Origin of the sequence: Luteibacter aegosomatis, assembly GCF_023078455.1 — a bacterium.
Taxonomy (GTDB): Bacteria; Pseudomonadota; Gammaproteobacteria; order Xanthomonadales; family Rhodanobacteraceae; genus Luteibacter; species Luteibacter aegosomatis.
In genome coordinates this window covers 3830293-3855120 of the sequence record NZ_CP095740.1, presented here as the reverse complement: position 1 = coordinate 3855120, position 24828 = coordinate 3830293, and the positions used below count along the sequence as shown (strand labels likewise).

The following is a 24828-nucleotide window of genomic DNA, read 5'->3' as shown; positions in this document are numbered from 1 at the left end:
CATGTGGATTCGTCCCGAGTGGGAGGCGCCCGTGGGCGCTGCGGTGTCGACGCGGCAGGGCCCTGGTGTGTCCGAGGGGCCCTATGCCCGGTTCAACCTCGGCCTGCGCTCGGGTGACGACGTGGACGCCGTGCGGGCCAACCGCGCCGCCCTGGTGACGGCCCTCGGCCTGCCGGGAGAGGCCTTGTGGCTGCGACAGGTGCACGGCACGGCCGTGGCCGAGGCCGTGCCGGGCGCCGAGGAGCCGGAGGCGGATGCCGCCGTGGCCTCCGGCCCGGGGCGCGTGCTGGCGATCCTCACGGCCGATTGCCTGCCGGTGCTGTTCGTTTCGTCGGATGGACGGACCATCGGGGCCGCGCACGCCGGATGGCGTGGGTTGGCCGCCGGGGTCCTGGAGCGGACCGTGGAGCGGATGGCGGCCCATGGCGTGCAAGCCTGGCTAGGTCCCGCCATCGGCGCGGTTTCCTACGAGGTGGGCGAGGAGGTTCGCGCGGCGTTCGTCGACGGCGATGCCGGCGCGGCCTCGGCCTTCACGGCGACGCGACCGGGGCATTGGCTGTGCGATCTCTACGCGCTGGCGCGGCGTCGATTAGCGGCGGCGGGCGTCGGCCGGGTTTCGGGAGGCGGCTTCGACACGTTCACCGACGAGCGGCTTTATTCGTACCGGCGCGACGGGGCGAAAAGCGGGCGATTCGCCTCGCTCATCTGGACGCGCTGAGGGTACGGGATTCGCCGATACGATCGGCTCCCACCCTTCGGTAGCGAGGTATCTACCGAAGGGTGGGAGCCGATCGTATCGGCGAATCGGGCTAGCGAGACGCTTAGGGCGCCATCACCGGCGTCGGCACGTAGATCTCCGGCTTGACCCTTGGCGGCTCCGTCAACGCATGCAGGAACGCGTTGCGCCACGCCGTGATGTCGTTGCGTTCCAGCACGTCCATCATCGACTGCCAGCGCATGCGGCGCTCCTTCAGCGGCATTTCCAGCGCGCGCTTCAAGGCCTCCGACACCTCGTCGAGGTCGGACGGATTCACCAGCAACGCCGCGTCCAGTTCCTGCGCCGCGCCGGCGAAGCGCGAGAGCACCAGCACGCCGGGGTCCTGTGGATCCTGGCAGGCCACGTATTCCTTCGCCACGAGGTTCATGCCGTCGCGCAGCGGCGTCACCAGGCCCACCTTGGCCGTGCGGAAGTAACCCGCCAGCACCTTGTGCCCGAACGACTTGTTCACGTAGCGGATGGGCACCCAATCCGGTTCGGCGTACTGGCCGTTGATATGCCCCGCGCTGCGCTCCAGCTCTCGACGAAGCGAGCGGTACTCGGGCACGTCGGAACGCGACGGCGGCGCGATCTGCAGCAGCGATACGCGTCCGCGAAGGTCCTTGTGGTCGCGCAGAAGTCGGGCGAAGCCCTCGAAGCGCTCCGGCAGACCCTTGGAATAATCCAGGCGATCCACGCCGATGATCAGCGCGCGATCGTCGATGGAGGCCTTGAGCTTGGCGACCGCGCCGGCGTCCTCGGCACGATGGGCCAGTTCCACCGCTTCGGCGGTGTCGATGCTGATCGGGAACACGCCGGCGCGGAAGATGCGCCCGTTGGCCGCGCGGATCCGTCCGCCCGTGCGCATCGCGGCGCCCAGTTCATGCAGGAAGTAGTCTTCCAGCGCGCGCAGGTCGCGCTGCGTGTGCAGGCCCACGAGGTCGTAGGAGGCGAAGGATTCGAGGATCTCGCGGTGGCGGGGCAGGGTGATGAGCAATCCCGCCGCGGGCAGCGGCGTATGCAGGAAGAAGCCGATGCGGTTCTCCACGCCCAGTTCGCGCAACATCGCGGCCAGCGGTATCAGGTGGTAGTCGTGCACCCAGACGATGTCGTCTTTCTTCAGGAGCTTCGCGACGCGCTTGGCGAAGATCCGGTTGACCCGCAGGTAGCCCTCGAGATGGTCGCGGCGGTAGTCGACCAGGTCGCCGCGGTAGTGGAACAGGGGCCAGAGCGCGCGGTTGGCGAAGCCGCTGTAGTAATCGTCGTGGTCCGCCTTGGAAAGATCGATGGTGGCGTAGCTGATATGCCCGTCTTCGACCTCATGCAGCTCCTTGCCCGTTTCGGCGGCGAGGTTGCCGCTCCAGCCGAACCACAGGCCGCCCATTTCCTGCAGGGCCGCGTTCATCGCGGAGGCCAGGCCGCCGGTCTGGGTCTGCTTGGGCAGCGCCACCCGGTTCGATATGACGACTAGTCGGCTCATGTTGCGTTTGCGGCTCCCCGCGTGAGTGTGGTCTTCACGGTATTCAGCCAAGCGTGGACGTCGGCCGGGCTAGACAACGTGAACGCCGCGTGGGTTGGCGTCCTGTCGCCGACGCGCACCGATGCGCCGCCATGCTCGTTCACCAGCGCGAAGGCATGTTCATCCGTGAGGTCGTCGCCGAGGTAGACGGGAACCCGGCCACGAAATGGCGCTTCGTCCAGGAAACGGGATACGGCGATGCCCTTGTCCATGCCCCGAGGCTTGAACTCGTACACCCGGTTGCCGGGCTGCAGTTCGAAGCCGCGGAAGGCGGCGACGATCTCCGGGGCGCGGCGTGCCAGTTCCGCGTCGTATTCCGGACGCTCGCGGCAATGCAGCGCCACCGACCAGCTCTTGTCCTCCACGCGCACGCCCGGCAACGCGTCGCCCACGGCATGCACCACGGCGCGCAGGCGCGACAGTTCGTCGCGGTCGACCGACATGGTGGTCACCTCGCCGCGACCGTCGCGACGCTCGAGGCCGTGCTGCCCGGCGGCGGCCCAACCGGGTCGGCCGAAGATGCGGTCGAGTCCGTCGATGGGGCGTCCGCTCACCAGGGCGAGAGCGCCGCCCAGGGCTTCGTGCAGCGCGTCGAGCGTGGCGAGGAGTCCGGCGGCGGGGGCCACCGCGTCCGGATCGTCGGCGAAATCGAGCAAGGTGCCGTCGGCGTCGAGGAAGAGGGCACTTCCCGGGTGGACGAGATCGGACGGCGGTGGCGGCAGTCGGGCGGTCACGGCGGCTCCATGGAAGGAAACCTGTCGAGGATGCCCGCGTGGACGTGAAAGATCCGCTATCGCCCACGCGTGTTATACCGTTGAAGCCGCAGGATCTCACCCGCATCTGTGACGTCAGTGGCGGTCGCGGGGAGGGTCCCGGGGGCGCCGAACCTTTCGGAGACCACAACCATGCGAATGGACAGACTCACGTCGCGTTTCCAGCAGGCGCTGGCCGACGCGCAGTCGCTGGCCGTCGGCCGCGACCACAACATGATCGAACCGGTGCACGTCATGGCCGCACTGCTCGACCAGCAGGGCGGATCCACGGCGCCCCTGCTCACCCAGGCCCAGGTCAACGTGCCGGCGCTGCGCCAGCGCATAAGCGAGATCCTCGACCGCCTGCCGAAGGTGAGCGGGCAGGAAGGCACGGTCAACCTCGGCAACGACCTGAGCCGCGTGCTCAACCTCACCGACAAGCTGGCCCAGCAACGCGGCGACCAGTTCATCGCCAGCGAGCTGTTCGTGCTCGCGGCGCTGGAGGATCGTGGCGAACTCGGCGGCGTGATGAAGGCCGCCGGGGCCACGAAGGAGCGCCTGGAGGCCGCCATCGACAAGCTGCGCGGCGGCGAGAAGGTGCAATCGGAAAACGCCGAGGAGCAGCGCCAGGCGTTGGAGAAATACACCATCGACCTCACCGAGCGCGCCGAGAGCGGCAAGCTCGATCCCGTGATCGGCCGCGACGAGGAGATACGCCGCACCATCCAGGTGCTCCAGCGCCGCACCAAGAACAACCCGGTGCTCATCGGCGAGCCCGGCGTGGGCAAGACCGCCATCGTCGAAGGCCTCGCCCAGCGCATCGTCAACGGCGAGGTGCCCGAGGGCCTGCGCGACAAGCGCGTGCTGTCGCTCGACATGGGTGCGCTCATCGCCGGCGCGAAGTTCCGCGGCGAATTCGAGGAGCGCCTCAAGGGCGTGCTCAACGACCTCTCCAAGCAGGAGGGCCGGGTCATCCTCTTCATCGACGAACTGCATACGATGGTCGGCGCCGGCAAGGCCGACGGCGCGATGGACGCGGGCAACATGCTCAAGCCCGCGCTGGCGCGCGGCGAGCTGCATTGCATCGGCGCCACCACGCTCGACGAATACCGCAAGTACGTCGAGAAGGACGCCGCGCTCGAGCGCCGCTTCCAGAAGGTCTACGTCGGCGAGCCCAGCGTGGAGGACACCATCGCGATCCTGCGCGGCCTGAAAGAGCGCTACGCCGTGCACCACGGCGTGGAGATCACCGATCCCGCGATCGTCGCCGCCGCCACGCTGTCCGCGCGCTACATCCCCGACCGTCAGTTGCCCGACAAGGCCATCGACCTGATGGACGAGGCCGCCTCGCGCATCCGCATGGAGATCGATTCGAAGCCCGAAGAACTCGACCGCCTGGAACGGCGCCTGATCCAGCTGAAGATCCAGCGCGAGATGCTCAAGAAGGAGCAGGACGACGAATCGAAGCAGCGCCTCGCCAACCTCGAGGCCGACATCGACAAGCTCGATCGCGAGTTCTCCGACCTCAACGAGGTATGGAAGTCGGAAAAGGCCACGCTGCAGGGCGCCACGAAGATCAAGGAGCAGATCGAGCAGGCCCGCCTCGAACTGGAAGCCGCGCAACGTCGCCAGGACTACGGCGCGATGAGCGAGATCCAGTATGGCCGCCTGCCTGCGCTGGAGGCGCAACTGGCCGCCGCGCAGCAGGCGGAGAAGCAGGATTTCACCCTGCTGCAGGATCGCGTCACGGCGGAAGAGATCGCCGAAGTGGTCGCGCGCTGGACCGGCATTCCCGTGTCGAAGATGCTCGAGGGCGAGCGTGAGAAGCTGCTGCACATGGAAGAGGCGTTGCATGGGCGCGTGGTCGGCCAGGACGAGGCGGTGCGCGCGGTCTCGGACGCGATCCGTCGCGCGCGGGCCGGCCTGTCCGACCCGAATCGTCCGTACGGTTCGTTCCTGTTCCTGGGCCCCACCGGCGTGGGCAAGACCGAATTGTGCAAGGCGCTGGCCGACTTCCTCTTCGACACGCAGGACGCGATGGTCCGCATCGACATGAGCGAGTTCATGGAGAAGCACTCCGTGAGCCGGCTGGTGGGCGCGCCCCCGGGCTACGTGGGTTACGAGGAAGGCGGCTACCTGACCGAGGCGGTGCGTCGCCGCCCCTACAGCGTGATCCTGCTCGACGAGGTCGAGAAGGCCCACCCGGACGTCTTCAACATCCTCCTGCAGGTGCTCGACGACGGCCGCCTCACGGACGGCCAGGGCCGCACCGTCGATTTCCGCAACACGGTCATCGTCATGACCTCGAACCTCGGGTCGAACCTGATCCAGGAACAGGCCGGCGACAGCGAAGCGGATTACCTGCAGATGAAGGCCTCGGTGCTCGGCGTGGTGCAGGCGCACTTCCGCCCGGAGTTCATCAATCGCCTCGACGACCTGGTGGTGTTCCGCCCGCTGGACAAGAAGCAGATCCGCTCCATCGCACGCATTCAGCTGGACTACCTGGGCAAGCGCCTGGCCGAACGCCAGTTGGGCCTGGAGATCACCGATGCGGCGCTCGACCTGCTCGGCAGCGCGGGCTTCGATCCCGTGTACGGCGCGCGTCCGCTCAAGCGCGCGATCCAGCAGCAGTTGGAGAACCCGCTGGCGCAGCGCATCCTGCAGGGTGCGTTCTCGCCGGGGCAGACGGTGAAGGTGGACTCGGACGGCAGCCACCTGATCTTTACCGCAGCCTGACCCGACGGCCATCGTGCGTTCGCGCACGATGGCCGTCTTGCGTTCGATCAGAACCGGAAGCCGACCTTCGCGTAGTAATACCGGCCGTTGAACCCGAAGGGCGACAGCGCCGAGTACTGCAGGCCGCTGTAATAATCCTCGCCGGTGTTGGTCGGGCTCACGCGCGTCGGGTACTGGTTGGTCACGTTGTCGACGCCCAGCGTGAAGCTCCACGCGTCGAGCGTGTAACCCGCCGACGTGTTCAGCAGCCACCGCGCGGCGAACGTCTGGTCCGTCGACGCGTCGGTCGTCACGCGCGTGACCGCGCCGTAGCGGGTGAGGTCCGCGTGCGCATGGAAGCCGCCGAGCGACCAGTCGCCGCCGAGGACGTACTTGGTGCGTGGCGTGGCCTTGGTCAGCAGGCCCTGGCTCGAGCGGCCGAACAGCTCGATGCCCTCCGACGAGTTCGCCTGCAGGATGGCCGGGGTGGCGGCCACGTCCAGCACTTTCACCTTGTTGTAGTTGCCGCTGGCCATCAGGTTGAACTCGCCGGCGTTCGTGGTGGGTATGCGGTAGTTCACCACCAGGTCCGCGCCGCGCGTGCGCGTGGTCGCCGCATTGGCGAAGTACTGGACGGCCGTGACCTGCTGGCCGGGAACCACGCTGTTGAAGTACGCGGCGAGCACCGGATCGGTGAGGCTGATCGTGTCGGAGTAGAGGATCTGGTTCCAGATGCGGATCTGGTACACGTCCAGCGTGGCGCTCAGGTTCGCGATCGGTTCCCATACGGCACCGAGGCCGTAGTTGAAGGATTTCTCCGGTTTGAGCGCCTTCGCGCCGAGGGCGACCGCGGCCGGATCGGACGTACGGTACGTGCCGGTCTGCGCGAGCTGCCCCGTGCTGGGGTCGATGATCGTCACGACGGACTGGTAATTCTGCTGCGCGAGCGACGGGGCGCGGAAGCCGTTGGAGACCGTGCCGCGCAACGCGAAATCCGGCGTGAACTGGTAACGCATCGAGACCTTGCCCGAACGGGTCGCGCCCGCATCGCTGTAATGCTCGTAACGCCCGGCGATGCCGGCGGAGAAGCGGTCGGTGACGTCGGTTTCGAGATCGACGTAGGCCGCCTCGCTGTGGCGGGTGAAGCTTCCCGCGGCGGAGGGCGACAGGCCGGGGAACACCTGCGCGCCGCCCGCGTACGGGGTGTCGGTGCCCGGAATCAGCGTGGTCTGGTTGAAGTAGTAGGAATCCGGGTCGCCCGCGTCGATCTGGTACTTCTCCTTGCGGTACTCGGCGCCGAACGCGAGCGTCAGCGGATTGGGTAGCCAGCCCACGCTGAAGTCCTTGCCGATGTCGACGTTGGCGAGCGCCTGCGAGTTCTTGAAGGTACCCGCGTTGAAGTACGTCGGCGACTGGCCGGTAGAGTAGTAGAGGTTGGTGTTGATGCTGTGGGCGACGTCGAAAACGAGCGAGTTGATGCCGTAGTTGCCCGAGGCGTCCCAGCGCCAGCCGCCGTCCGTCGTGCCCTTGATGCCGAGGATGGCGGTGCTGTCGTTGGTGTGGTTGACGATCTGCGGAAGGAAGCCGTCGGGGTACACCTCGGGCACGTTGCGGGCGTTCGTGGCGCCGCGGTAATAGCCGTTCGAGGTCACGTCGCGCCGGCTCAGGCTGAGCACGCCGTACACGTCCACGTTGTGCGCCACGGCGTACTGGAAGTTCGTCAGCGCCTGGTACGTCTTCACCGCCGGGTCGCCGTAACGCTGGTGCGCGATATTGCCGTCGGCCGCCTCTTCCGGGGTGAACAGGCTAAGGGGGGCCGCGCGGTTGGTGTTCATGGTGTTCTGGTAATTCCACGCCACGCGCAGCCAGCCCTTGGCGTCGGTCCCTTTGCCGCCCAGGTCGACGCCCACCGAGCCGTCGATGCCGTTGGTCGCGCCGTCGCCCTTGTCCATGATGCCGCCGTTGGCGGTGATGGTGTTCGATCCCTCCGCGGCGCCGTGTTTCAGCACGATGTTGATCACGCCGGCGATGGCGTCGGAGCCGTATTGCGCCGCGGCGCCGTCGCGCAGGACCTCGATATGGTCGATGGCCGAGATGGGGATCGAGTTCAGGTCCGCCGGCGCCGAGCCGCGGCCGACGGATGCGTTGTAATTGACCAGCGCCGAGGTGTGGTAACGCTTGCCGTCGACGAGCACCAGGGTCGCGTCCGGCGACAGGCCGCGCAGGCTGGCCGGGCGTATCGCGTCGTTGCCGTCGTTGATCGCCGGGCGCGGGAAGTCGAGCGACGGCAGGAGCCGGGCGAGCGCCGTGGCCAGTTCCGGGCTGCCGGTGGACGTGAGGTCCCGTGGGGTGAGCACGTCGATGGGCGATAGCGAGCTGGCTTCCGTGCGAGTCGTCGTGCGGGTGCCGGTCACGACCACCTGGTCGAGCTGGCGTGCCTCGCCCGCCTGGGGCGGCGAAGTCGCTTCCTGGGCGTAACCCGGGGTTACGATCATGAGGCCAAGGGCCGGTAGCCAACGGCTTCCGGGCTTGCGTCGGAGGGTCGTGCCTTTCGTCATCGGTAGTTTCCCCAGGGCGAGCTTGTCGGCACGCGGGGCGCGGCACACCCCGCGACACGGCCGGCGGCCGTGTTGTATCGAAGCTAGGCAGGGCTGTTGCAGTGCGTCAATACGACAGTTTCGTTTTGCGCCAATAAGGGGAAAGTTCGCTACGAAACACCTTAAAAAAAGGATTTGGTATGAAAATGGCTTGTTTCGCCATTTTGGTGCAATGCGAAAAGGCTGGCGGCGTTCGTCAGGTATGGCGGTGTCCCGTCACCCGGGCGCAGGATTGAAAAGGCCGCGCGCCACCCGATAATGGCCGGCTGGTGCTCCCGAGGAAGCCTTTCCATGCCTATCTACGAATTCCAGTGCCAGGCCTGCGGCCACCGCTTCGATCGCCTGCAGAAGATCTCCGATCCCGATCCCACCGTGTGTCCGAACTGCGGCGAGCCTCGCGTGGGCCGTATGCTGAGCGCCCCCCAGTTCCGCCTGGCCGGTGGCGGCTGGTACGAGACGGACTTCAAGAAAGACGGCGACAAGAAGCGCAACCTGGCCGACAACGGTTCGTCCGCGCCCGCTCCCGCACCGGCGCCGGCGCCGGCCCCGTCAAGTTCCTCCGACACGTAATCTTCCCGCAAGAATCCATTCAATCCGCGTTGCGGTTTCTTGCGATAGCGTAGCCGCCGACGATCGGTCGCAACTGACGAGGGAGTAGGGGCATGCGCGCATTTCTTGGTGGGGTCGCCGTGGCGGCGATGGCGTTCGCGATGGGAGCGGTGTCGCTCCCGGCACAGGCCCAGCGCTATGGTGGCGGCGATACCCGCGACTGCGGCAGCAGCGATGGCCGCCGCGGCGAATGCCGAGTCGGCTGGCGCGATGCCCGCCTGATCCGGCAGGACTCCAAGGCGGCCTGCATCCGTGGCCGCACGTGGGACATCGACCGCGGCGTCCTTTGGGTCGACGACGGTTGCCGTGGCATCTTCGCCGAGGCCGGCGGCTGGGGCGGCGACCGCCCGGGATGGGGTGGCGGACGTCCCGGCGGCGGTTGGGGTGGCGGTCGCTACCAGGAAGTCGATTGCGGCAGCCGCGACGGCAAGCGTGGATTCTGCCCCGTCGACACGCGCGGCGGCGTGCGTCTGGTCCGCCAGAACTCCGACGCCCGCTGCCAGGAAGGCTACAGCTGGGGAGCCACGCGCGACGGCATCTGGGTCGACCGCGGCTGCCGCGGCATCTTCGGCGTAGGCGGTCGCTGAGCGATTCGCGGGCGGGACACCGCAGAACGGCGATGCAGCCGGTTCTCGCGGCAGGAAAGGCCCCGGATCTGCTACGATCCGGGGTCTTTTCCCACGCCATTCACCGCCCACGGGCGGCCGGAGCTTCAAGCGCATGCGCACCCATTTTTGCGGCCTCATCGACGAGTCGCTGATCGGCAAGGACGTGACCCTCTGCGGCTGGGTCAACACCATTCGCCTCCAGAGCCACACGGCCTTCGTCGATCTCCGCGACCATGAGGGCATCGCCCAGATCGTGATCGAGCGCGACAACGCCGCCGCCTTCGCCGTCGCGGGCGAACTGGGCTACGAATACGTGGTGAAGGTCACCGGCCAGGTCCGCAAGCGCATCTCGGTCAACGACAAGCTCAAGACCGGCACCGTCGAATTGCTGGCCGACACCGTCGAGATCCTCAACGCCGCGCGCGACCTGCCGTTCGCGCTGCACGAGACGCCCAACGAGGACCTGCGGATGACCTACCGCTACCTCGACCTGCGCCGTCCCGAGATGCAGCACATGATGCGCACGCGCACCGCGCTGGTCCGCGCCCTGCGCCGCTACCTCGATGCCGCCGGCTTCCAGGACATCGAAACCCCGATCCTCACCAAGGCCACGCCCGAGGGCGCGCGCGACTACCTGGTGCCCAGCCGCGTGCACCCGGGTCAGTTCTACGCGCTGCCGCAGTCGCCGCAGCTGTTCAAGCAGATCCTGATGATGGCGGGCTTCGACCGCTACTACCAGATCGCCCGCTGCTTCCGCGACGAAGACCTCCGCGCCGACCGCCAGCCGGAATTCACCCAGCTCGACCTCGAGTTCGCGTTCGTCGAAGAGCACGACGTGCAGGACTTCGTCGAAGACCTCATCCGCCACGTGTTCCGCGAAGTGCGCGGCGTGGAACTCGACGCGCGCTTCCCGCGCATGACCTACGAAGAGGCGATGCGCCGCTACGGTTCCGACAAGCCCGACCTGCGCAACCCGCTGGAACTGGTCGACGTGGCCGATGCCGTCAAGCACATCGAATTCAAGGTGTTCGCCGAGCCGGCCAACGACCCGGCCGGTCGCGTGGCCGCGTTGCGCGTGCCCGGCGGCGCCGCGCTGTCGCGCAAGGAGATCGACGGCCTCGCCGAATTCGCCGGCAAGTACGGCGCGAAGGGCCTGGCCTGGCTCAAGGTCGACGACCTCGCCAAGGGGCGCGAGGGCATCAACTCGCCGGTGGCCAAGTTCCTCGACGATGCCGCGCTCGAACAGGTGCTGAAGCTCACCGGTGCCGCCGACGGCGACATCGTGTTCTTCGGCGCGGGCCGCTGGAAGACCGTCACCGACTTCATGGGCGCCGTGCGCCTGAAGGTCGGCCGCGATCGCGGTTTCGTCGAGAACACCTGGAAGCCGCTGTGGGTCACCGACTTCCCCATGTTCGAATACGACGACGAAGAACAGCGTTTCGTCGCGCTCCATCATCCGTTCACCGCGCCCAAGGTCGACGACATCGCCGACCTGCGCGCCAACGCCGCCGTCGCGGTGAGCCGCGGCTACGACATGGTGCTCAACGGCAACGAGATCGGCGGCGGCTCCATCCGCATCCACCGTCCGGAGATGCAGAGCGCGGTGTTCGACCTGCTCGGCATCGGCGCGGAAGAGGCCGAGGCCAAGTTCGGCTTCCTGCTCAAGGCGCTGCGCCTGGGCGCGCCGCCCCACGGCGGCCTGGCCTTCGGCATCGACCGCATCGCCGCCCTCATGGCCGGCACCGAGTCGATCCGCGACGTCATCGCCTTCCCGAAGACCACCAGCGCGCAGGATCTGATGACCGACGCGCCGTCGCCGGTGTCCGAGCCGCAGCTGAAGGAACTGCACGTGCGGGTGGCCGCGGAGCCGCCGAAGGCCTGATCGGTCCGGTTGCCGATGAATGCCCTGCCTCCCGTCGACGTCCTCCTGCTCCACGGCCTGTGGATGCGCGGGTTCGCGATGGCGATGCTCCACCGCCGGCTGCGTGACGAGGGATTCCGCGTCCACCAGTTCGAATACATGAGCGTGGCCGCGCCGCCGGAACAGGCCATCGAGCGCCTGCGCCGGCGCATCCGTGGACTGGGCCCCGGTCCGGTCCACGTGGTGGGGCATAGCCTGGGTGGCATCCTGGCCTTGCTGGCCTGTCGCGACGACGACCTTCCCAACGGCCGCATCGTCTGCCTGGGCTCGCCGCTCAACGGCAGCGGCGCGGCGCGGGGGCTGACCCACAGCTGGGGTGGCGACATGCTGCTGGGCCGCTCGCGCGAACTGCTCGAACATGGGCTCGACCGTTGGGACGGTCATCGCGAGGTCGGCATGATCGCCGGGCGCCAGCCCGTGGGCCTGGGTTCCCTCATCGGCGAGCTGGGCGATCAGCACGACGGGACGGTGGGCGTGGAAGAAACCCGGCTGCCCGGGCTGGCCGCCCATTGCGTGCTGGAAACCAGCCACACCGGGATGCTGGTATCGGCCGACGTCGCCCGGCAGGTGGCGGTTTTCCTCAGGGAAGGGCGTTTCGACCTCGCTTGAACCAAGCGTGCTCGCAAGCCTGATTCGCCGATACGATCGGCTCCCACCCCTTTGGTAGGAAGCTTGCTACCGAAGGGGGGGGAGCCGATCGTATCGGCGAATCCAGGTCGCGGAATCCTTCCGATTCCCTCTGCGCAACCCACTTCCGCTAGAATCCCGCCCCTGTCCGTCCGGTATGTCCAGGAATCGAACATGGGTAGAGGCCCGTCCATCGAAGGTCGCAAGAACGCCGAAGACGCCAAGCGCGCCAAGGTGTTCACCAAGCTGATCCGCGAAATCACCATCGCCACGCGTGGCGGCGTGCCCGACCCGGCCGGCAACCCGCGCCTGCGCGCGGCCGTCGACAAGGCCCTGGCCGCCAACATGACCAAGGACACCATCGAGCGCGCCATCAAGCGCGGCTCGGGTGCCGACGGCGGCGCCGACATGCACGAGATCCGCTACGAGGGTTACGGCCCGGCGGGCACCGCGCTCATCATCGACTGCGTCACCGACAACCAGACCCGCACCGTCGCCGACGTGCGCGCGGCGCTCACCAAGCTGGGCGGCAACATGGGCACCACCAATTCGGTGGCGTTCCAGTTCACCCGCGTGGGCCAGGTGGTGGTGCACACCGGCGGCGACGCCGACGTGGAGGCGAAGCTCGAAGAGGCCGCCATCGAGAACAACGCCGAAGACATCGTCATCGAGAACGGCATCGGCACGGTGCTGCTCGCCGCCGATCCGATCGCGGTGGAAGCCATGCGCAAGGCACTGGCCGCCGCCGGTTTCGAGATCGACGGCTCCGACGTGGTGATGCGCCCGAACGGCCCGCTGGTCACGCCCACGGGCGAAGCCCTCGAACAGTTCCAGAAGCTGCTGGCCCGCCTGGACAGCCTCGACGACGTCGACGAGGTGTACCACAACGCCATCCTTCCGCAGGAAGCGGACGACGAGTGAGGCCTTCGCGGCCTCCTTCGCACCCGCCCGTGTCACATCCGCTGTCATGACCCGCATCCTCGGCATCGACCCGGGCAGCCAGCGCACGGGCGTCGGCGTGATCGACGTGGCGGACAACGGCGCGCTCACCCACGTGTGGCACGGTGCGCTGATGGTGGCGGGGGAAGACACCTTCCCCCTGCGCCTGAAACGCATCTTTGACGAACTCTGCGCCATCATCGGCGCGCACGGTCCGGCCGAGGCCGCGATCGAGCGCGTCTTCATGGCGCGCAACGCGGATTCGGCCCTCAAGCTGGGCCAGGCGCGCGGCGCGGCCGTATGTGCGGTGGTCAGCCAGGGAATCGTGGTGCACGAATACGCAGCGACCGAGGTGAAACAGGCGGTGGTCGGTACCGGCCGTGCCGACAAGACCCAGGTCCAGCACATGATCGGGATGATCCTCGGCATCAAGGGTCCGCTTCAGGCGGACGCGGCCGACGCGCTGGCGATCGCCATCGCCCACGCGCACACCCGTTCCAGCATCCAACGCGTGGGCATCCCGCGCACGGCATGGAGACGTCGCCGATGATCGGCCGCCTGCGTGGCACTCTCATAAGCAAACAACCGCCGTCGCTCCTCATCGAGGTGGGTGGCGTCGGTTACGAGGTCGACGCCCCCATGTCGACCATCTACGACCTGCCGGCCACCGGCAAGGAAGTGATCCTGCTCACCCATTACGCGGTGAAGGAAGACGGCGTGTCGCTCTACGGTTTCCTTCGCGAAGCCGAGCGCGCCATGTTCCGTCACCTGCTCAAGGTGAGCGGCATCGGCGCGAAGATCGCCTTGGCCGTGCTCTCGGGCGTGGCCACCGACGAACTCTCGCGCCTGGTGCACGCGGGTGACGTGGTCGCCCTCACCAAGATCCCGGGCATCGGCAAGAAGACCGCCGAACGCATGGTGGTGGAGTTGCGTGACCGCGTCGACGCGGTAGGCGTGCGCCTGCCGGTGTCCGCGGTGGGCGAGCCGGTGCCCGCCGATCCCGCGGGCGAGGCCACGGTGGCCTTGCAACAACTGGGCTACAAGCCGCCCGAAGCCATCCGCCTGGTCGCCAAGGTGGCCGCCGACGGCGATTCGGCCGAAGCCATCATCCGCAAGGCGCTGCGCGCCGCGCTGGGGAGTTGAATCCATGGGCATGACCCACGAGGAAGAGCTGCGCAACGCGCACGGCAGGAAGCTCGCCACGCTCGCCCTGGGCGCCATCGGCGTCGTGTTCGGCGACATCGGTACCAGTCCGCTCTACACCATGAAGGAAACCCTCGGCACGCACGGGATGACCCCGCAACCCGAGGCCGTGCTCGGCGTGCTCTCGCTGATCTTCTGGTCGTTGCTGATGGTGATCTCGCTCAAGTACGTCACCTTCGTGATGCGCGCCGACAACAAGGGGGAGGGCGGCATCATGGCGCTCATGGCCCTGGCCCAGCGCAGCGTCAGCGGCTCGCCCCGGGCGCGTTGGGTGCTGGCCGCCATCGGCATCTTCGGTGCCTCCCTGTTCTACGGCGACGGCGTGATCACCCCGGCCATGTCGGTGCTCTCGGCGGTGGAAGGCCTGGAGGTCGCGGCGCCCACGCTCGATACCTACGTGCTGCCCATCTGCCTGGTGATCCTGCTGGTGCTGTTCGCCATCCAGCGGCATGGCACCAATCTGGTGGGCAAGGCGTTCGCGCCGGTGATGGTGGTGTGGTTCCTCGTGCTGGCCGTGCTCGGCATGCGCCAGATCATGGCGCATCCGCAGGTGCTGTACGCGCTCGATCCGCGCCACGCGGTGAGCTTCTTCATGTCGCACGGCAAGCAGGCCTTCATCGCCCTCGGTGGCGTGGTGCTGGCGCTCACCGGCGGCGAGGCGCTCTATGCCGACATGGGCCACTTCGGCAAGAAGCCCATTCGCTACGCGTGGTTCTTCTTCGTGCTGCCCGCGTTGCTGATCAACTATTTCGGCCAGGGCGCGCTGCTGCTGCACGACCAGACCGCCATCGAGAACCCGTTCTACAAGCTGGTGCCCGAGAACCTGCTCTACCCGATGATCGCGCTGGCCACCGCCGCGGCGGTGATCGCGTCGCAGGCGGTCATTTCCGGCGCGTTCTCGATGACGCGCGAAGCGATGTCGCTGGGCTACTCGCCGCGCATGGCCGTGGTGCACACCTCGCGCGAAATGTCCGGGCAGATCTTCGTACCGTGGATCAACCGCCTGCTGCTCGTACTGGTGGTGCTGGCCGTGCTCGGCTTCCGCTCGTCGAACAACCTCGGCGCGGCCTACGGCATCGCCGTGACCGGCACGATGACCATGACCACGCTGCTGGCGCTGGTGGTGGCCAAGCGCCGCTGGAACTGGCACTGGTCGGCGGTGATCACCGTGGGCGTGATCTTCCTCATCACCGATCTCGCGTTCTTCGGCGCCAATGCGCTGAAGATCGCCCATGGCGGCTGGTTCCCGCTCGTGCTGGGCGTGGTGATCTTCACCGTGATGACCACCTGGCGCCGTGGTCGCGACCTCGTGGTGCGCGAGATCAAGCAATCCGGTCTCGCGCTCGAACCGTTCGTGGCCAACATCTCCGACCACCCGCCGCTGCGCGTGCCCGGCACGGCCGTGTTCCTCACCGCCAACCAGAATTCCGTGCCGCACGCCATGCTGCACAACCTCAAGCACAACAAGGTGCTGCACGAGCGCAACGTGCTGCTCACCGTCGAGATGCTGGAAACCCCGGTGGCCGATTACGACGAGCGCATGGAGCTCATCGAGTACGGCGGCGGCTTCTACGGCCTGCAATTGCGCTACGGTTTCGCGGAAGACCCGAACATCCCGCTCTCGCTGTCGCGCGCGAGCAGCCTGGGCATCGACTTCGACATGATGGACACCACGTTCTTCCTGTCGCGCGAAACCATCGTGGCGGACGTACGCCGCCCCGGCATGGCCTTGTGGCGCGACAAGCTCTTCGCCTTCCTCGCCCGCAATGCGCTGCCGGCCACGGCGTTTTTCCAGATTCCGGGCAACCGGCTGATCGAGCTGGGCGCGCAGGTCGAGATCTGACCGGTCTAACGAAGTGGTGGGAGCGGACCCTGTCCGCGAACCCTCGGGTTGGCTATCGCGAATGAGGCCATGCGGTGATCGTGCAAGCGGTCAAAGCCCGCACGATCACCGCATGGCCGCATTCGCAAGGAAAGCCGGAGGGCTCGCGGACAGGGTTCGCTCCCACCCCGTCTGGTAGATGCCATAATGCGCCCATGTCCGAGCACCGCATCATTTCCTCCGCCGCCGCCATGGACGACGAGGCGCTGGAAGCCAGCATCCGCCCGAAACGCCTGGCCGAGTACCTCGGCCAGCAGGCGGTGCGCGAGCAGATGGCCATCTATATCGAGGCCGCCAAGCGGCGCGGCGGTGCGCTCGACCACACGCTGATCTTCGGTCCGCCCGGCCTGGGCAAGACCACGCTGTCCCACGTGATCGCCAACGAGCTTGGCGTGAACGTGCGCTCCACCTCCGGCCCGGTGCTCGAGCGCGCGGGCGACCTCGCGGCGCTGCTCACCAACCTCGAGGCGCACGACGTGCTCTTCGTCGACGAGATCCATCGCCTTTCCCCCGTGGTGGAGGAGGTGCTCTATCCGGCGATGGAAGACTTCCAGATCGACATCATGATCGGCGAAGGGCCCGCGGCCCGGTCGATCAAGCTCGACCTGCCGCCGTTCACGCTGATCGGCGCCACCACGCGCGCCGGCCTGCTCACCGGTCCGCTGCGCGATCGCTTCGGCATCATCCAGCGCCTGGAGTTCTACAGCGTCGACGAGCTGACGGCCATCGTGCGCCGCGCGGCGCGCATCTTCGGCGTGGAGTGCGACGTGGAGGGGGCGATGGAAATCGCCCGCCGTTCGCGAGGCACGCCGCGCATCGCCAACCGGCTGCTGCGTCGCGTGCGCGACTATGCCGACGTGCGCGGCGACGGCCGCATCGACCACGCCCTGGCCCGGGCGGCCACCGACATGCTCAAGGTCGACGCCGAGGGCTTCGACGATCTCGATCGCCGCCTGCTGGGCATCATCATCGAAAACTTCGACGGTGGCCCGGTGGGTGTCGAGTCGCTGGCCGCCGCGCTCAGCGAAGACCGCGGCACCCTCGAGGACGTGGTGGAGCCCTACCTCATCCAGCAGGGCTTCCTCATCCGCACGGCGCGGGGGCGCATGGCCTCGGCCAAGGCCTGGCGCCACCTGGGACTCAACCCGCCGCCTCGACAGGCCGCGACGCCCGATCTTTTTCAGGACGAGCCATGAGCGTCTTCCATTGGCCCATCCGCATCTACTGGGAAGACACCGATGCGGGCGGTCTGGTCTATCACGCCAATTACGTCCGCTTCATGGAGCGGGCGCGCTCGGAGTGGATGCGCGCGCACACCATCGACCAGAGTGCCCTGCGGGCCACCACGGGCCTGGGCTTCGTCGTCCGCGACATGCAGATCGATTTCCTCCGTCCGGCCCGTCTGGATGATGAACTCCTGGTAAGCGTCGCCGTCAAAGAGCACCGTTCAGCCAGTATCCTTTTCGATCAGGAGATCGTTCGCGGGGATGCGGTCCTGGTGCGCGCCACGGTGCGCGTGGCCTGCGTCAATTTCGACACGATGCGGCCGGCACTGGTGCCGGACGGCCTGTTTCCTGCCTGACCCTTTACTACCCAAGCCTTTGATTTTACGGCGGAGAGCCTTCTTGCGATGAACGGTGGACTCAATATTTTCAAGCTGGTCTCGGAAGCGAGCCTGCCCGTGCAGCTGGTCATGCTGCTCCTTCTGGGGTTCTCCTTTCTCTCGTGGGTGATCATCATCCGCAAGTACACCCAGCTGAAGCAGGCCCACGCCAACGCCGAGGCCTTCGAAGACCGCTTCTGGTCGGGCGCCGATCTGGCCGCCCTATTCCGCGAGGTGGGTAACCGCGACGGCCAGCACGGCATGGAAAACATCTTCGAGGCCGGCTTCCGCGAATTCGCCCGCCAGCGCCAGCGCCGGATCACCGACGCCAATCGCGTCATGGAAGGCTCCGAGCGCGCCATGCGCGTGGCCGGCACCCGCGAGATCGGCAAGCTCGAGCAGAACCTCGAATTCCTCGCCAACGTGGGTTCGATCAGCCCTTACGTGGGCCTGTTCGGCACGGTGTGGGGCATCATGGGCGCCTTCCAGGGCCTGGGCGAGATGAAGGACGTCACCATTTCCGTGGTGGCCCCGCACATCTCCGAAGCGCTGATCGCCACCGCCATGGGCCTGTTCGCCGCCATCCCTGCCGTGTGGGCGTACAACCGCTACGCCAACAAGGTCGAGCGCGTCGCGTCGCGCTACGAGGTCTTCCAGGAAGAATTCTCCTCGGTGCTGCAGCGCCAGCTCCATACGGACGAGGCCTGAGCCCGGAGTTTCCCCGATGCGTACTTCCCACCGCCGTCAAAAGCGGAAGCTCAAGTCCGAGATCAACGTCGTTCCCTATATCGACGTGATGCTCGTGCTGCTGATCATCTTCATGGTCACCACGCCCATGATGAACCTCGGCGTGGACATCCAGCTGCCCCAGACCAACGCCAAGTCCCTCCAGGACAAGAAAGACCCGATCGTGGTCTCCGTGGATGCGGAGGGCCAGGTCTACCTGACCGCCAACGGCGCCAAGCGCGAGCCGGTCAGCATCGACGACTTCAGGAAGAAGATCACGGCGTTCCACGACGCCAACCCGGAAATCCAGGTCCTGCTCGCGGGCGACGACCGCGTGGGCTACGGCAAGGTGTACCAGATCCTCCCGATCCTCCAGGAAGCGGGCATCTCCAAAATCGGCCTCATGAGCCAGCCGCAGTCCGCGCAGAATGGAAAACCGTAACGGCACGTCTATCGCGGTCTTCTGGGCCGCGGTCCTCCACGTCGGCATCGCGGCCTTCCTCTGGCTCGCGGTGACCTCGTGCACGTTCTGGGAAGAGTGGGGCGACAAGCTCGGGATTCCGCGCGAGTGGAATCCGCTCAAGTGCGAGGCGCCCATCCTGCTTCCGGGGCAACCCATCGAAGCGGTGCTGGTCGGCCCCACCGGTGCGCCGCCGCCGAAGCACACGCAGAAGCCGGTGCCGAACACCGTTCCCCCGCCGCCGGCCCAGCCCACGCCGACGCCTCCGCCGCCGGAGAAGCCGAAGGTCGAGACCCTGCCGCCGCCGCCGAAAGTTCCCGCCCTGAAGGACCAGGAAAAGGTCGTCGACGACGCGGTGCAAAAGGCCGAGGACGCCAAGCGCCTGCAGGAAGAGCAGCAGCGCCAGCGGCAGGCCGAGATCGACGCGCAGGAAGAAAAGCGCAAGGAAAAACAGAAGCAGATCGACGAAATCTTCAAGCAGCTCGATGCCGCCAAGTCGAACACGAAGCAGGCCGACTCCAAGAAGAAGCAGGCCGAGCAGCAGCTGAAGGATCTGGCCAACGCCAAGGACGACGGCCGCGAGGACCTGCCCTTCGCCGAGAAGCCCCAGACCGGGCAGAACGGCAAGGACGACAGCAAGCAGGCGGCCTACATCGCGGCCATCCAGAATGCCGTGACGCAAAACTGGTTGCGGCCGGAGAACATCGGCAACGGTGCCTGCATCGTCCACGTCGTGCAGATTCCGGGCGGCCAGGTGCTGAGCGCCAAGGTCGATGCCAGCTGTCCGTTCGACGGCCCGGGCCGCGCTTCGCTGGAAAACGCGGTACTCCGCGCCCAGCCGTTGCCGTACCAGGGCTTCGAGGACGTCTTCCAGCGCAACCTCACCTTCACGTTCCGGCCGTAATGATGGTTCGGCGTGCCCGCGCGGCCATGGCTGGCACGGGGCATTCAGAATCGGGTCAGTCAGGTCCATCGGAGCCCGCTTACCATGCGGGCGCCACTTTCTCCTTCAGGTCGCAATGAATCAGCCCATGCGCAAGACGATCCTCCGTTTCGCCGCCGCCCTCGCCGGGCTGGCCGCCCTCGTGGCCGGACCCGCCGCCGCCCAGTCGCTCAACGTGGAAATCGCCAAGGGCGTCGCCACCGCGACGCCGATCGCGGTGGTTCCCTTCGCCCAGGCCGGCGGCTCGCCGCTGCCGACCGACGTCGCCGACGTCATCCGCGCCGACTTCAACCGTTCCGGCAAATTCCGCTCCCTGGACAAGAACGACATCGTCGAGACCCCGTCGCAGGGTTCGGACATCAAGTTCGCCACCTGGCGCCTGCTCAAGCAGGACTTCCTCACGATCGGCCGCATCAGCGATGCGGGCGGCGGCATGGTCAAGGTGGAGTACGAGCTGTGGGACGTGAACCGGCAGCAGAGCCTGCTCGCCCAGTCCTTCACGGCGCCCACGGGTGACCTGCGTGGCGTGGCCCACCAGATCGCCGACCAGATCTACGAAAAGATCACCGGCGTCCGCGGCGCGTTCTGGACGCGCATCGCCTATATCACGGCGGTCGGTACGGGCAACAACACCACGTACTCGCTCATCGTGGCCGATTCGGACGGCTACAATCCGCAGGTGGTGGCCCGCTCTCGTGAGTCGCTGCTCGGTCCGGCGTGGTCGCCCGACGGCAGCAAGATCGCCTACGTGTCGTTCGAAAGCGGCAATTCGGCCGTCTACATCCAGAACATTTCCACGGGCTCGCGCAGCCTGATCGCGTCGCACCCCAAGGGCATCAACAGCGCCCCGGCCTGGTCGCCCGACGGCAGCAAGCTGGCGGTGAGCCTGTCCTACGTGGGCAACCCCGAGATCTTCGTGATCGACGTGGCCAGCCGCACCGAAACCCGGATCACCAACAATTTCGCCATCGATACCGAGCCGACCTTCACCCCGGACGGCCAGAGCATCCTGTTCACCTCCGACCGCTCGGGCAAGCCGCAGATCTACAAGACGTCGGTCAGCGGGGGCAATGCCCAGCGCGTCACTTTCCAGGGCGGTTTCAACGCCAGCGCCGACGTGAGCTACGACGGCAAGCAGATCGCGATGGTGCAGGGCAACGGGAACGTGTATCGTATCGCCATCATGGACCTTAGCCTGGGCGGTCAGGTGCGTTTCGTGTCCCCGGGCAACGTGGACGATTCGCCCAGCTTCGCGCCCAACGCGAGCATGCTTCTCTATGCGGCATCGCAGGGTACGCGTGGCGTCCTGTATGCAGTTTCGGCAGACGGCCTGGTGCGCCAGCGTCTCGTCCTTTCGGACGGCGACGTGCGCGAACCGGCATGGGGGCCCTATAGACAGCGCTGATGGCGCGCCCGCAGGGGGCCGCGACGTCGGCAACGTCCAGGGAGGGGCGCGGTATAACCGCGCCCTTTTCGCGGGCGATAAGGAATAATGGAACACCCGGCGGTCACTCGATGGCTGACGGAGCGAGGGCGTAGGGTGCGGGACAGCGCCCCGTCAACGTGGATGCAAGTAGAAAAACAGCCGGACAACCGGCGGTGTCTGTCCCGAAACCGTAAAACGACTGTCGGAACTCAACTGTTTGAAGGAACGTCCCATGAATAAGACCGTTACCATCACCCTGGCCGCCCTGCTCTGCGTTGGCGCGGTCGCTTGCTCCAAGAAGCAGGTCAAGACCCCGCCGCCGGCCGAGTCGGCCCCGGTCACCCAGACCCAGGCCCCGACCAACGACGGCAAGTACCAGCCGTCCGACCTCGACACCGACGCTTGCCTGCGTCAGCGCGTCGTCTACTTCGACTTCGACAAGAACGACGTCAAGCCGGAGTTCGAGCAGATCATCGCCTGCCACGCCAAGTACCTGCGTGACCGTCCGATGTCGGCGATGACCCTCGAAGGCAACACCGACGAGCGCGGCACCCGCGAGTACAACCTCGGCCTCGGCGAGCGTCGTGGCAATGCCGTCTCCAGCGCCCTCCAGGCTGCCGGTGGTTCGGCTGGCCAGGTCAACGTGACCAGCTACGGCAAGGAGAAGCCGACCTGCCGTGAGCACAACGAAGACTGCTGGGCCAAGAACCGTCGCGTTGAGATCGTCTACACCGCGAAGTAAGCAATGAAGAAGACTCTGGCTAATCGTTTCACGGCCAGGCTTGGCGTGGCGGGCGCAATCGCGTCCGCCACGCTTTTTGCTCTGCCCGCCGTCGCCCAGGATCGCCTCAGCCTCGCCGACCGCGTGTCGCGGCTCGAGCAGCAGAGCCAGGCCAACGCGGGCACCACGTCGCTGGTGAACCAGGTCAACGATCTCCAGCAGCAGGTATCCCAGCTGCAAGGGCAGATCGAAGAGCTCCAGCACCAGAACAAGCAGATCCAGGATTCCCAGAAGGCGCAATACGCGGACGTCGATTCGCGGTTGGGCCGTATCGAGAAGGGCGGCGCGCCGGCCCAACCGCCGCCGTCGGCTGCCGCATCGACGCCTCCGCCCGCGACGCCCGCCGCCGCGGCCGCGTCGCAGGCACCTTCCGCCGCACCCGCCGCCGCGTCCACCAGCCCGGGCCAGGCCGCGCCTGCCGAGCAGGCGGCTTACGACGCCGCGTTCAAGTCGCTGCGCGGCGGCGACTATGTCACCGCATCGCGCGGCTTCCGCGACTTCCTCACCAAGTATCCCGACAGCGCGCTGGCGCCCAACGCGTACTACTGGCTGGGCGAGTCGTACTACGTGACCATGAACTACCCGGTCGCGATCGAAGCCTTCCAGCGCCTGGTGAAGAACTATCCGCAGAGCGAAAAGGTCTCCGATGGCCTGCTCAAGGTCGGTTATTGCCAGATCGAGCTGAAGCAGCAGGATGCCGCCGTGGCGACGCTCAAGCAGGTCGTCGCGAAGTATCCGTCCAGCAAGGCCGCCGGCCTCGCCCAGGAACGCCTGCGCCGCCTGCAGCGCCAGACGGCCAACTGATCCCATGAACGGCAGCACCGCAACGCCGGCGGACGTTCCGCCGGTCGCACCCGTCCGGGAGCGCCTGCGGATCACCGAGATCTTCCACTCCGTGCAGGGCGAGGCCGATGCCATCGGCTGGCCCACGGTCTTCGTGCGCCTCACCGGTTGCCCGTTGCGCTGCGTGTGGTGCGACACCGAATACTCGTTCCATGGCGGCCAGTGGCACGACATCGACGCGATCGTGGCACAGGTGGCCAGCTACGGCGCCCGCCACGTGTGCGTCACCGGGGGCGAACCGCTCTCGCAGAAGCGTTGCCTGATCCTGCTGCGCAAGCTCTGCGATGCGGGCCACGAGGTATCGCTGGAAACCTCCGGTGCGATCGACGTCGGCCCGGTCGACCCCCGCGTGCGCAAGGTAATGGACCTCAAGGCGCCGGACTCCGGTGAGAGCGCGCGCAATCTCTGGTCCAATCTCGACCACCTGCTGCCGCACGACCAGGTGAAGTTCGTGATCGCCAGCCGTGGCGACTTCGAATGGTCGCGCGACGTCGTTCGCGAACACGCGCTCGATACGAAGGCGATGGTGCTGTTCTCGCCGGTGTGGGGCAAGGTCGGCCCGCGCGAACTGGCGGAATGGATCCTCGACGAACGCCTGCCCGTGCGTTTCCAGTTGCAGTTGCACAAGCTGCTCTGGAACGACGCGGCGGGGCACTGATACAGGAAACGCATGTCATGAACACCACGAACACTCCTCGCAAGGCCGTCATCCTCGTGTCCGGGGGCATGGATTCCGCGGTCACGATCGCGATGGCTCGCGAACAGGGTTTCGAGGTGTATGCGCTGAGCGTGGCCTACGGTCAGCGCCACAGCTCCGAACTGGAGGCGTCCGCGCGCGTGGCGAACAGGCTCGGCGCCGTCATGCACAAGACCGTGCACGTCGACCTGCGCAGCATCGGCGGCTCGGCGCTCACCGCCGACATCGACGTGCCGGAAGAGGGCGGCGACGGCATTCCGGTGACCTACGTGCCGGCGCGCAACACGATCATGCTGTCCATCGCGCTGGGTTGGGCCGAGGTGCTGGGGTCGACCGATATCTTCTGTGGCGTCAACGCGGTGGATTACTCGGGTTACCCGGACTGCCGCCCGGCCTTCATCGAGTCGTTCCAGGCGCTTGCCAACGTCGCCACCAAGGCGGGTGTCGAGGGGGCTGGCATCCGCATCCACGCGCCGCTGATGCAGATGGGCAAGGGCGACATCGTCCGTGAAGGCGTACGGCTGGGCGTCGATTTCTCCGAGACGGTGAGCTGCTACCAGGCGGACGACCAGGGTCGCGCATGCGGCCACTGCGATGCCTGCCGCCTGCGCGCGGAGGGTTTCGCCAAGGCGGGCGTGGCCGACACCACCCGATACGTCTGACCGCACCGTCCTTCCGGATACGGGGCCCAGCGTCACGCCTCGATAACCTCGCGCGTGATAAAGCTCGTCCTTGCCTGAGGACCTTCCCATGACCGTCGATTCATTCGTCGCCGCACCCGCGGACCTGACGAAAGTGAACATCTGCCTGCGCTCCGATATCCGCTACTGGACCCGCGTGTTGCAGGTAAGCGAGTTATCGCTACGCAAGGCGGTCATGACGGTGGGCGAGGCGTCGTGGGACGTGCGGAGCGAACTCCGCCGGTTGCGTCGCAAATGAGTCAGGACAACGCGCGTCGTCGCGTCTTTATTTTCTACCCGATCATCAACGAGCGCACGTGGCGTGTTCTCGTTCCCGGCGGCGCCATCGAAGTTTTTCCGAGCGAGGGCCGTGCCGTGGAATTCGCCCTGGGATGGGCGGCCTCGGCGGGCGCCAAGGGCATCGTCGACGTGGTGAGGCAGACGATCTCCGGTGGTTGGGTGCCGGTATTCGCTCCCGGTCAGGCGCCCGGCAAGCTCGCGTTCTGACGCTCGTGCGATGGCGCGCCGTGACGGCCGCGC

Annotated in this window: 25 protein-coding genes; 22 read left to right on the top strand and 3 right to left on the bottom strand. The window is 67.0% G+C overall.

The window, feature by feature from the left end; genetic code table 11:
* The first annotated feature begins 1 nt into the window (after window position 1).
* On the top strand, window positions 2-718 hold the full coding sequence (gene pgeF, locus L2Y94_RS17400) for a peptidoglycan editing factor PgeF (RefSeq protein ID WP_247370070.1): 717 nt from the start codon (window positions 2-4) through the stop codon (window positions 716-718).
* A gap of 103 nt (window positions 719-821) precedes the next feature.
* On the opposite strand, the gene otsA is transcribed toward pgeF, so the two are convergent.
* Both otsA and otsB read right to left on the bottom strand, forming a co-directional pair.
* Window positions 822-2237, bottom strand: a complete 1416-nt coding sequence (gene otsA / locus L2Y94_RS17395) for an alpha,alpha-trehalose-phosphate synthase (UDP-forming) (protein ID WP_247370069.1) — start codon at window positions 2235-2237, stop codon at window positions 822-824.
* Complete coding sequence (gene otsB, locus L2Y94_RS17390) at window positions 2234-3010, bottom strand: trehalose-phosphatase (protein WP_247370066.1); 777 nt, start codon at window positions 3008-3010, stop codon at window positions 2234-2236. The genes otsA and otsB overlap by 4 nt, the downstream gene beginning before the upstream one ends.
* A gap of 171 nt (window positions 3011-3181) precedes the next feature.
* Here otsB and clpB point away from each other — a divergent pair, with 171 nt between their 5' ends.
* Window positions 3182-5764 carry an ATP-dependent chaperone ClpB gene (gene clpB, locus L2Y94_RS17385; RefSeq protein WP_247370063.1) on the top strand — a complete coding sequence of 861 codons (2583 nt, stop codon included), beginning with the start codon at window positions 3182-3184 and terminating at the stop codon, window positions 5762-5764.
* Between the two features lie 47 nt (window positions 5765-5811).
* On the opposite strand, the gene L2Y94_RS17380 is transcribed toward clpB, so the two are convergent.
* Window positions 5812-8238, bottom strand: coding sequence for a TonB-dependent receptor plug domain-containing protein (locus tag L2Y94_RS17380; protein ID WP_345780028.1), 2427 nt, complete (start codon window positions 8236-8238; stop codon window positions 5812-5814).
* 393 nt (window positions 8239-8631) lie between these two features.
* On the opposite strand from L2Y94_RS17380, the gene L2Y94_RS17375 reads away from it, so the two are divergent.
* The 20 genes from L2Y94_RS17375 (at window position 8632) to L2Y94_RS17280 (ending at window position 24795) form a co-directional block, all read left to right on the top strand.
* Window positions 8632-8910, top strand: a complete 279-nt coding sequence (locus tag L2Y94_RS17375) for an FmdB family zinc ribbon protein (protein WP_144915510.1) — start codon at window positions 8632-8634, stop codon at window positions 8908-8910.
* Between the two features lie 92 nt (window positions 8911-9002).
* The gene (locus tag L2Y94_RS17370) at window positions 9003-9536 is read left to right on the top strand and encodes a DUF3011 domain-containing protein (protein WP_247370061.1); all 534 of its coding nucleotides are present in this window, start codon (window positions 9003-9005) and stop codon (window positions 9534-9536) included.
* Between the two features lie 133 nt (window positions 9537-9669).
* The gene (gene aspS / locus L2Y94_RS17365; RefSeq protein WP_247370045.1) at window positions 9670-11439 is read left to right on the top strand and encodes an aspartate--tRNA ligase; all 1770 of its coding nucleotides are present in this window, start codon (window positions 9670-9672) and stop codon (window positions 11437-11439) included.
* A gap of 15 nt (window positions 11440-11454) precedes the next feature.
* A complete protein-coding gene (locus L2Y94_RS17360; RefSeq protein WP_247370043.1) occupies window positions 11455-12087 on the top strand; it encodes an esterase/lipase family protein in 633 nt (210 codons plus the stop codon).
* 192 nt (window positions 12088-12279) lie between these two features.
* On the top strand, window positions 12280-13026 hold the full coding sequence (locus L2Y94_RS17355; RefSeq protein WP_144915503.1) for a YebC/PmpR family DNA-binding transcriptional regulator: 747 nt from the start codon (window positions 12280-12282) through the stop codon (window positions 13024-13026).
* Window positions 13027-13072: 46 nt separating this feature from the next.
* Entirely contained in the window at window positions 13073-13594 is a 522-nt protein-coding gene (gene ruvC / locus L2Y94_RS17350) for a crossover junction endodeoxyribonuclease RuvC (RefSeq protein WP_144915500.1), read from the top strand.
* Window positions 13591-14187, top strand: a complete 597-nt coding sequence (gene ruvA, locus L2Y94_RS17345) for a Holliday junction branch migration protein RuvA (RefSeq protein ID WP_247370041.1) — start codon at window positions 13591-13593, stop codon at window positions 14185-14187. Before ruvC ends, ruvA begins: the two co-directional genes overlap by 4 nt.
* 4 nt (window positions 14188-14191) lie before the next feature.
* The gene (locus L2Y94_RS17340) at window positions 14192-16090 is read left to right on the top strand and encodes a potassium transporter Kup (protein WP_247370038.1); all 1899 of its coding nucleotides are present in this window, start codon (window positions 14192-14194) and stop codon (window positions 16088-16090) included.
* Window positions 16091-16284: 194 nt separating this feature from the next.
* A complete protein-coding gene (gene ruvB, locus L2Y94_RS17335; RefSeq protein ID WP_247370035.1) occupies window positions 16285-17325 on the top strand; it encodes a Holliday junction branch migration DNA helicase RuvB in 1041 nt (346 codons plus the stop codon).
* A complete protein-coding gene (ybgC, locus tag L2Y94_RS17330) occupies window positions 17322-17711 on the top strand; it encodes a tol-pal system-associated acyl-CoA thioesterase (protein ID WP_247370034.1) in 390 nt (129 codons plus the stop codon). The genes ruvB and ybgC overlap by 4 nt, the downstream gene beginning before the upstream one ends.
* Window positions 17712-17759: 48 nt before the next feature.
* On the top strand, window positions 17760-18440 hold the full coding sequence (gene tolQ, locus L2Y94_RS17325) for a protein TolQ (RefSeq protein ID WP_247370031.1): 681 nt from the start codon (window positions 17760-17762) through the stop codon (window positions 18438-18440).
* A 16-nt stretch (window positions 18441-18456) separates the two neighbouring features.
* On the top strand, window positions 18457-18900 hold the full coding sequence (gene tolR / locus L2Y94_RS17320) for a protein TolR (RefSeq protein ID WP_144915485.1): 444 nt from the start codon (window positions 18457-18459) through the stop codon (window positions 18898-18900).
* A complete protein-coding gene (locus L2Y94_RS17315) occupies window positions 18887-19822 on the top strand; it encodes a cell envelope integrity TolA family protein (protein ID WP_247370028.1) in 936 nt (311 codons plus the stop codon). Before tolR ends, L2Y94_RS17315 begins: the two co-directional genes overlap by 14 nt.
* A gap of 127 nt (window positions 19823-19949) precedes the next feature.
* Window positions 19950-21266 carry a Tol-Pal system beta propeller repeat protein TolB gene (tolB, locus tag L2Y94_RS17310; RefSeq protein ID WP_144915480.1) on the top strand — a complete coding sequence of 439 codons (1317 nt, stop codon included), beginning with the start codon at window positions 19950-19952 and terminating at the stop codon, window positions 21264-21266.
* 253 nt (window positions 21267-21519) lie between these two features.
* The gene (gene pal, locus L2Y94_RS17305; RefSeq protein ID WP_247370025.1) at window positions 21520-22029 is read left to right on the top strand and encodes a peptidoglycan-associated lipoprotein Pal; all 510 of its coding nucleotides are present in this window, start codon (window positions 21520-21522) and stop codon (window positions 22027-22029) included.
* A gap of 3 nt (window positions 22030-22032) precedes the next feature.
* Window positions 22033-22872 carry a tol-pal system protein YbgF gene (ybgF, locus tag L2Y94_RS17300; RefSeq protein WP_247370022.1) on the top strand — a complete coding sequence of 280 codons (840 nt, stop codon included), beginning with the start codon at window positions 22033-22035 and terminating at the stop codon, window positions 22870-22872.
* Window positions 22873-22876: 4 nt separating this feature from the next.
* The gene (gene queE / locus L2Y94_RS17295; RefSeq protein ID WP_247370020.1) at window positions 22877-23569 is read left to right on the top strand and encodes a 7-carboxy-7-deazaguanine synthase QueE; all 693 of its coding nucleotides are present in this window, start codon (window positions 22877-22879) and stop codon (window positions 23567-23569) included.
* A 17-nt stretch (window positions 23570-23586) separates the two neighbouring features.
* Window positions 23587-24270, top strand: a complete 684-nt coding sequence (gene queC / locus L2Y94_RS17290) for a 7-cyano-7-deazaguanine synthase QueC (protein WP_247370018.1) — start codon at window positions 23587-23589, stop codon at window positions 24268-24270.
* An 88-nt stretch (window positions 24271-24358) separates the two neighbouring features.
* Window positions 24359-24547, top strand: coding sequence for a DUF3606 domain-containing protein (locus L2Y94_RS17285; protein ID WP_247370016.1), 189 nt, complete (start codon window positions 24359-24361; stop codon window positions 24545-24547).
* Window positions 24544-24795 carry a hypothetical protein gene (locus tag L2Y94_RS17280; protein WP_247370013.1) on the top strand — a complete coding sequence of 84 codons (252 nt, stop codon included), beginning with the start codon at window positions 24544-24546 and terminating at the stop codon, window positions 24793-24795. The genes L2Y94_RS17285 and L2Y94_RS17280 overlap by 4 nt, the downstream gene beginning before the upstream one ends.
* Window positions 24796-24828 lie beyond the last annotated feature (33 nt).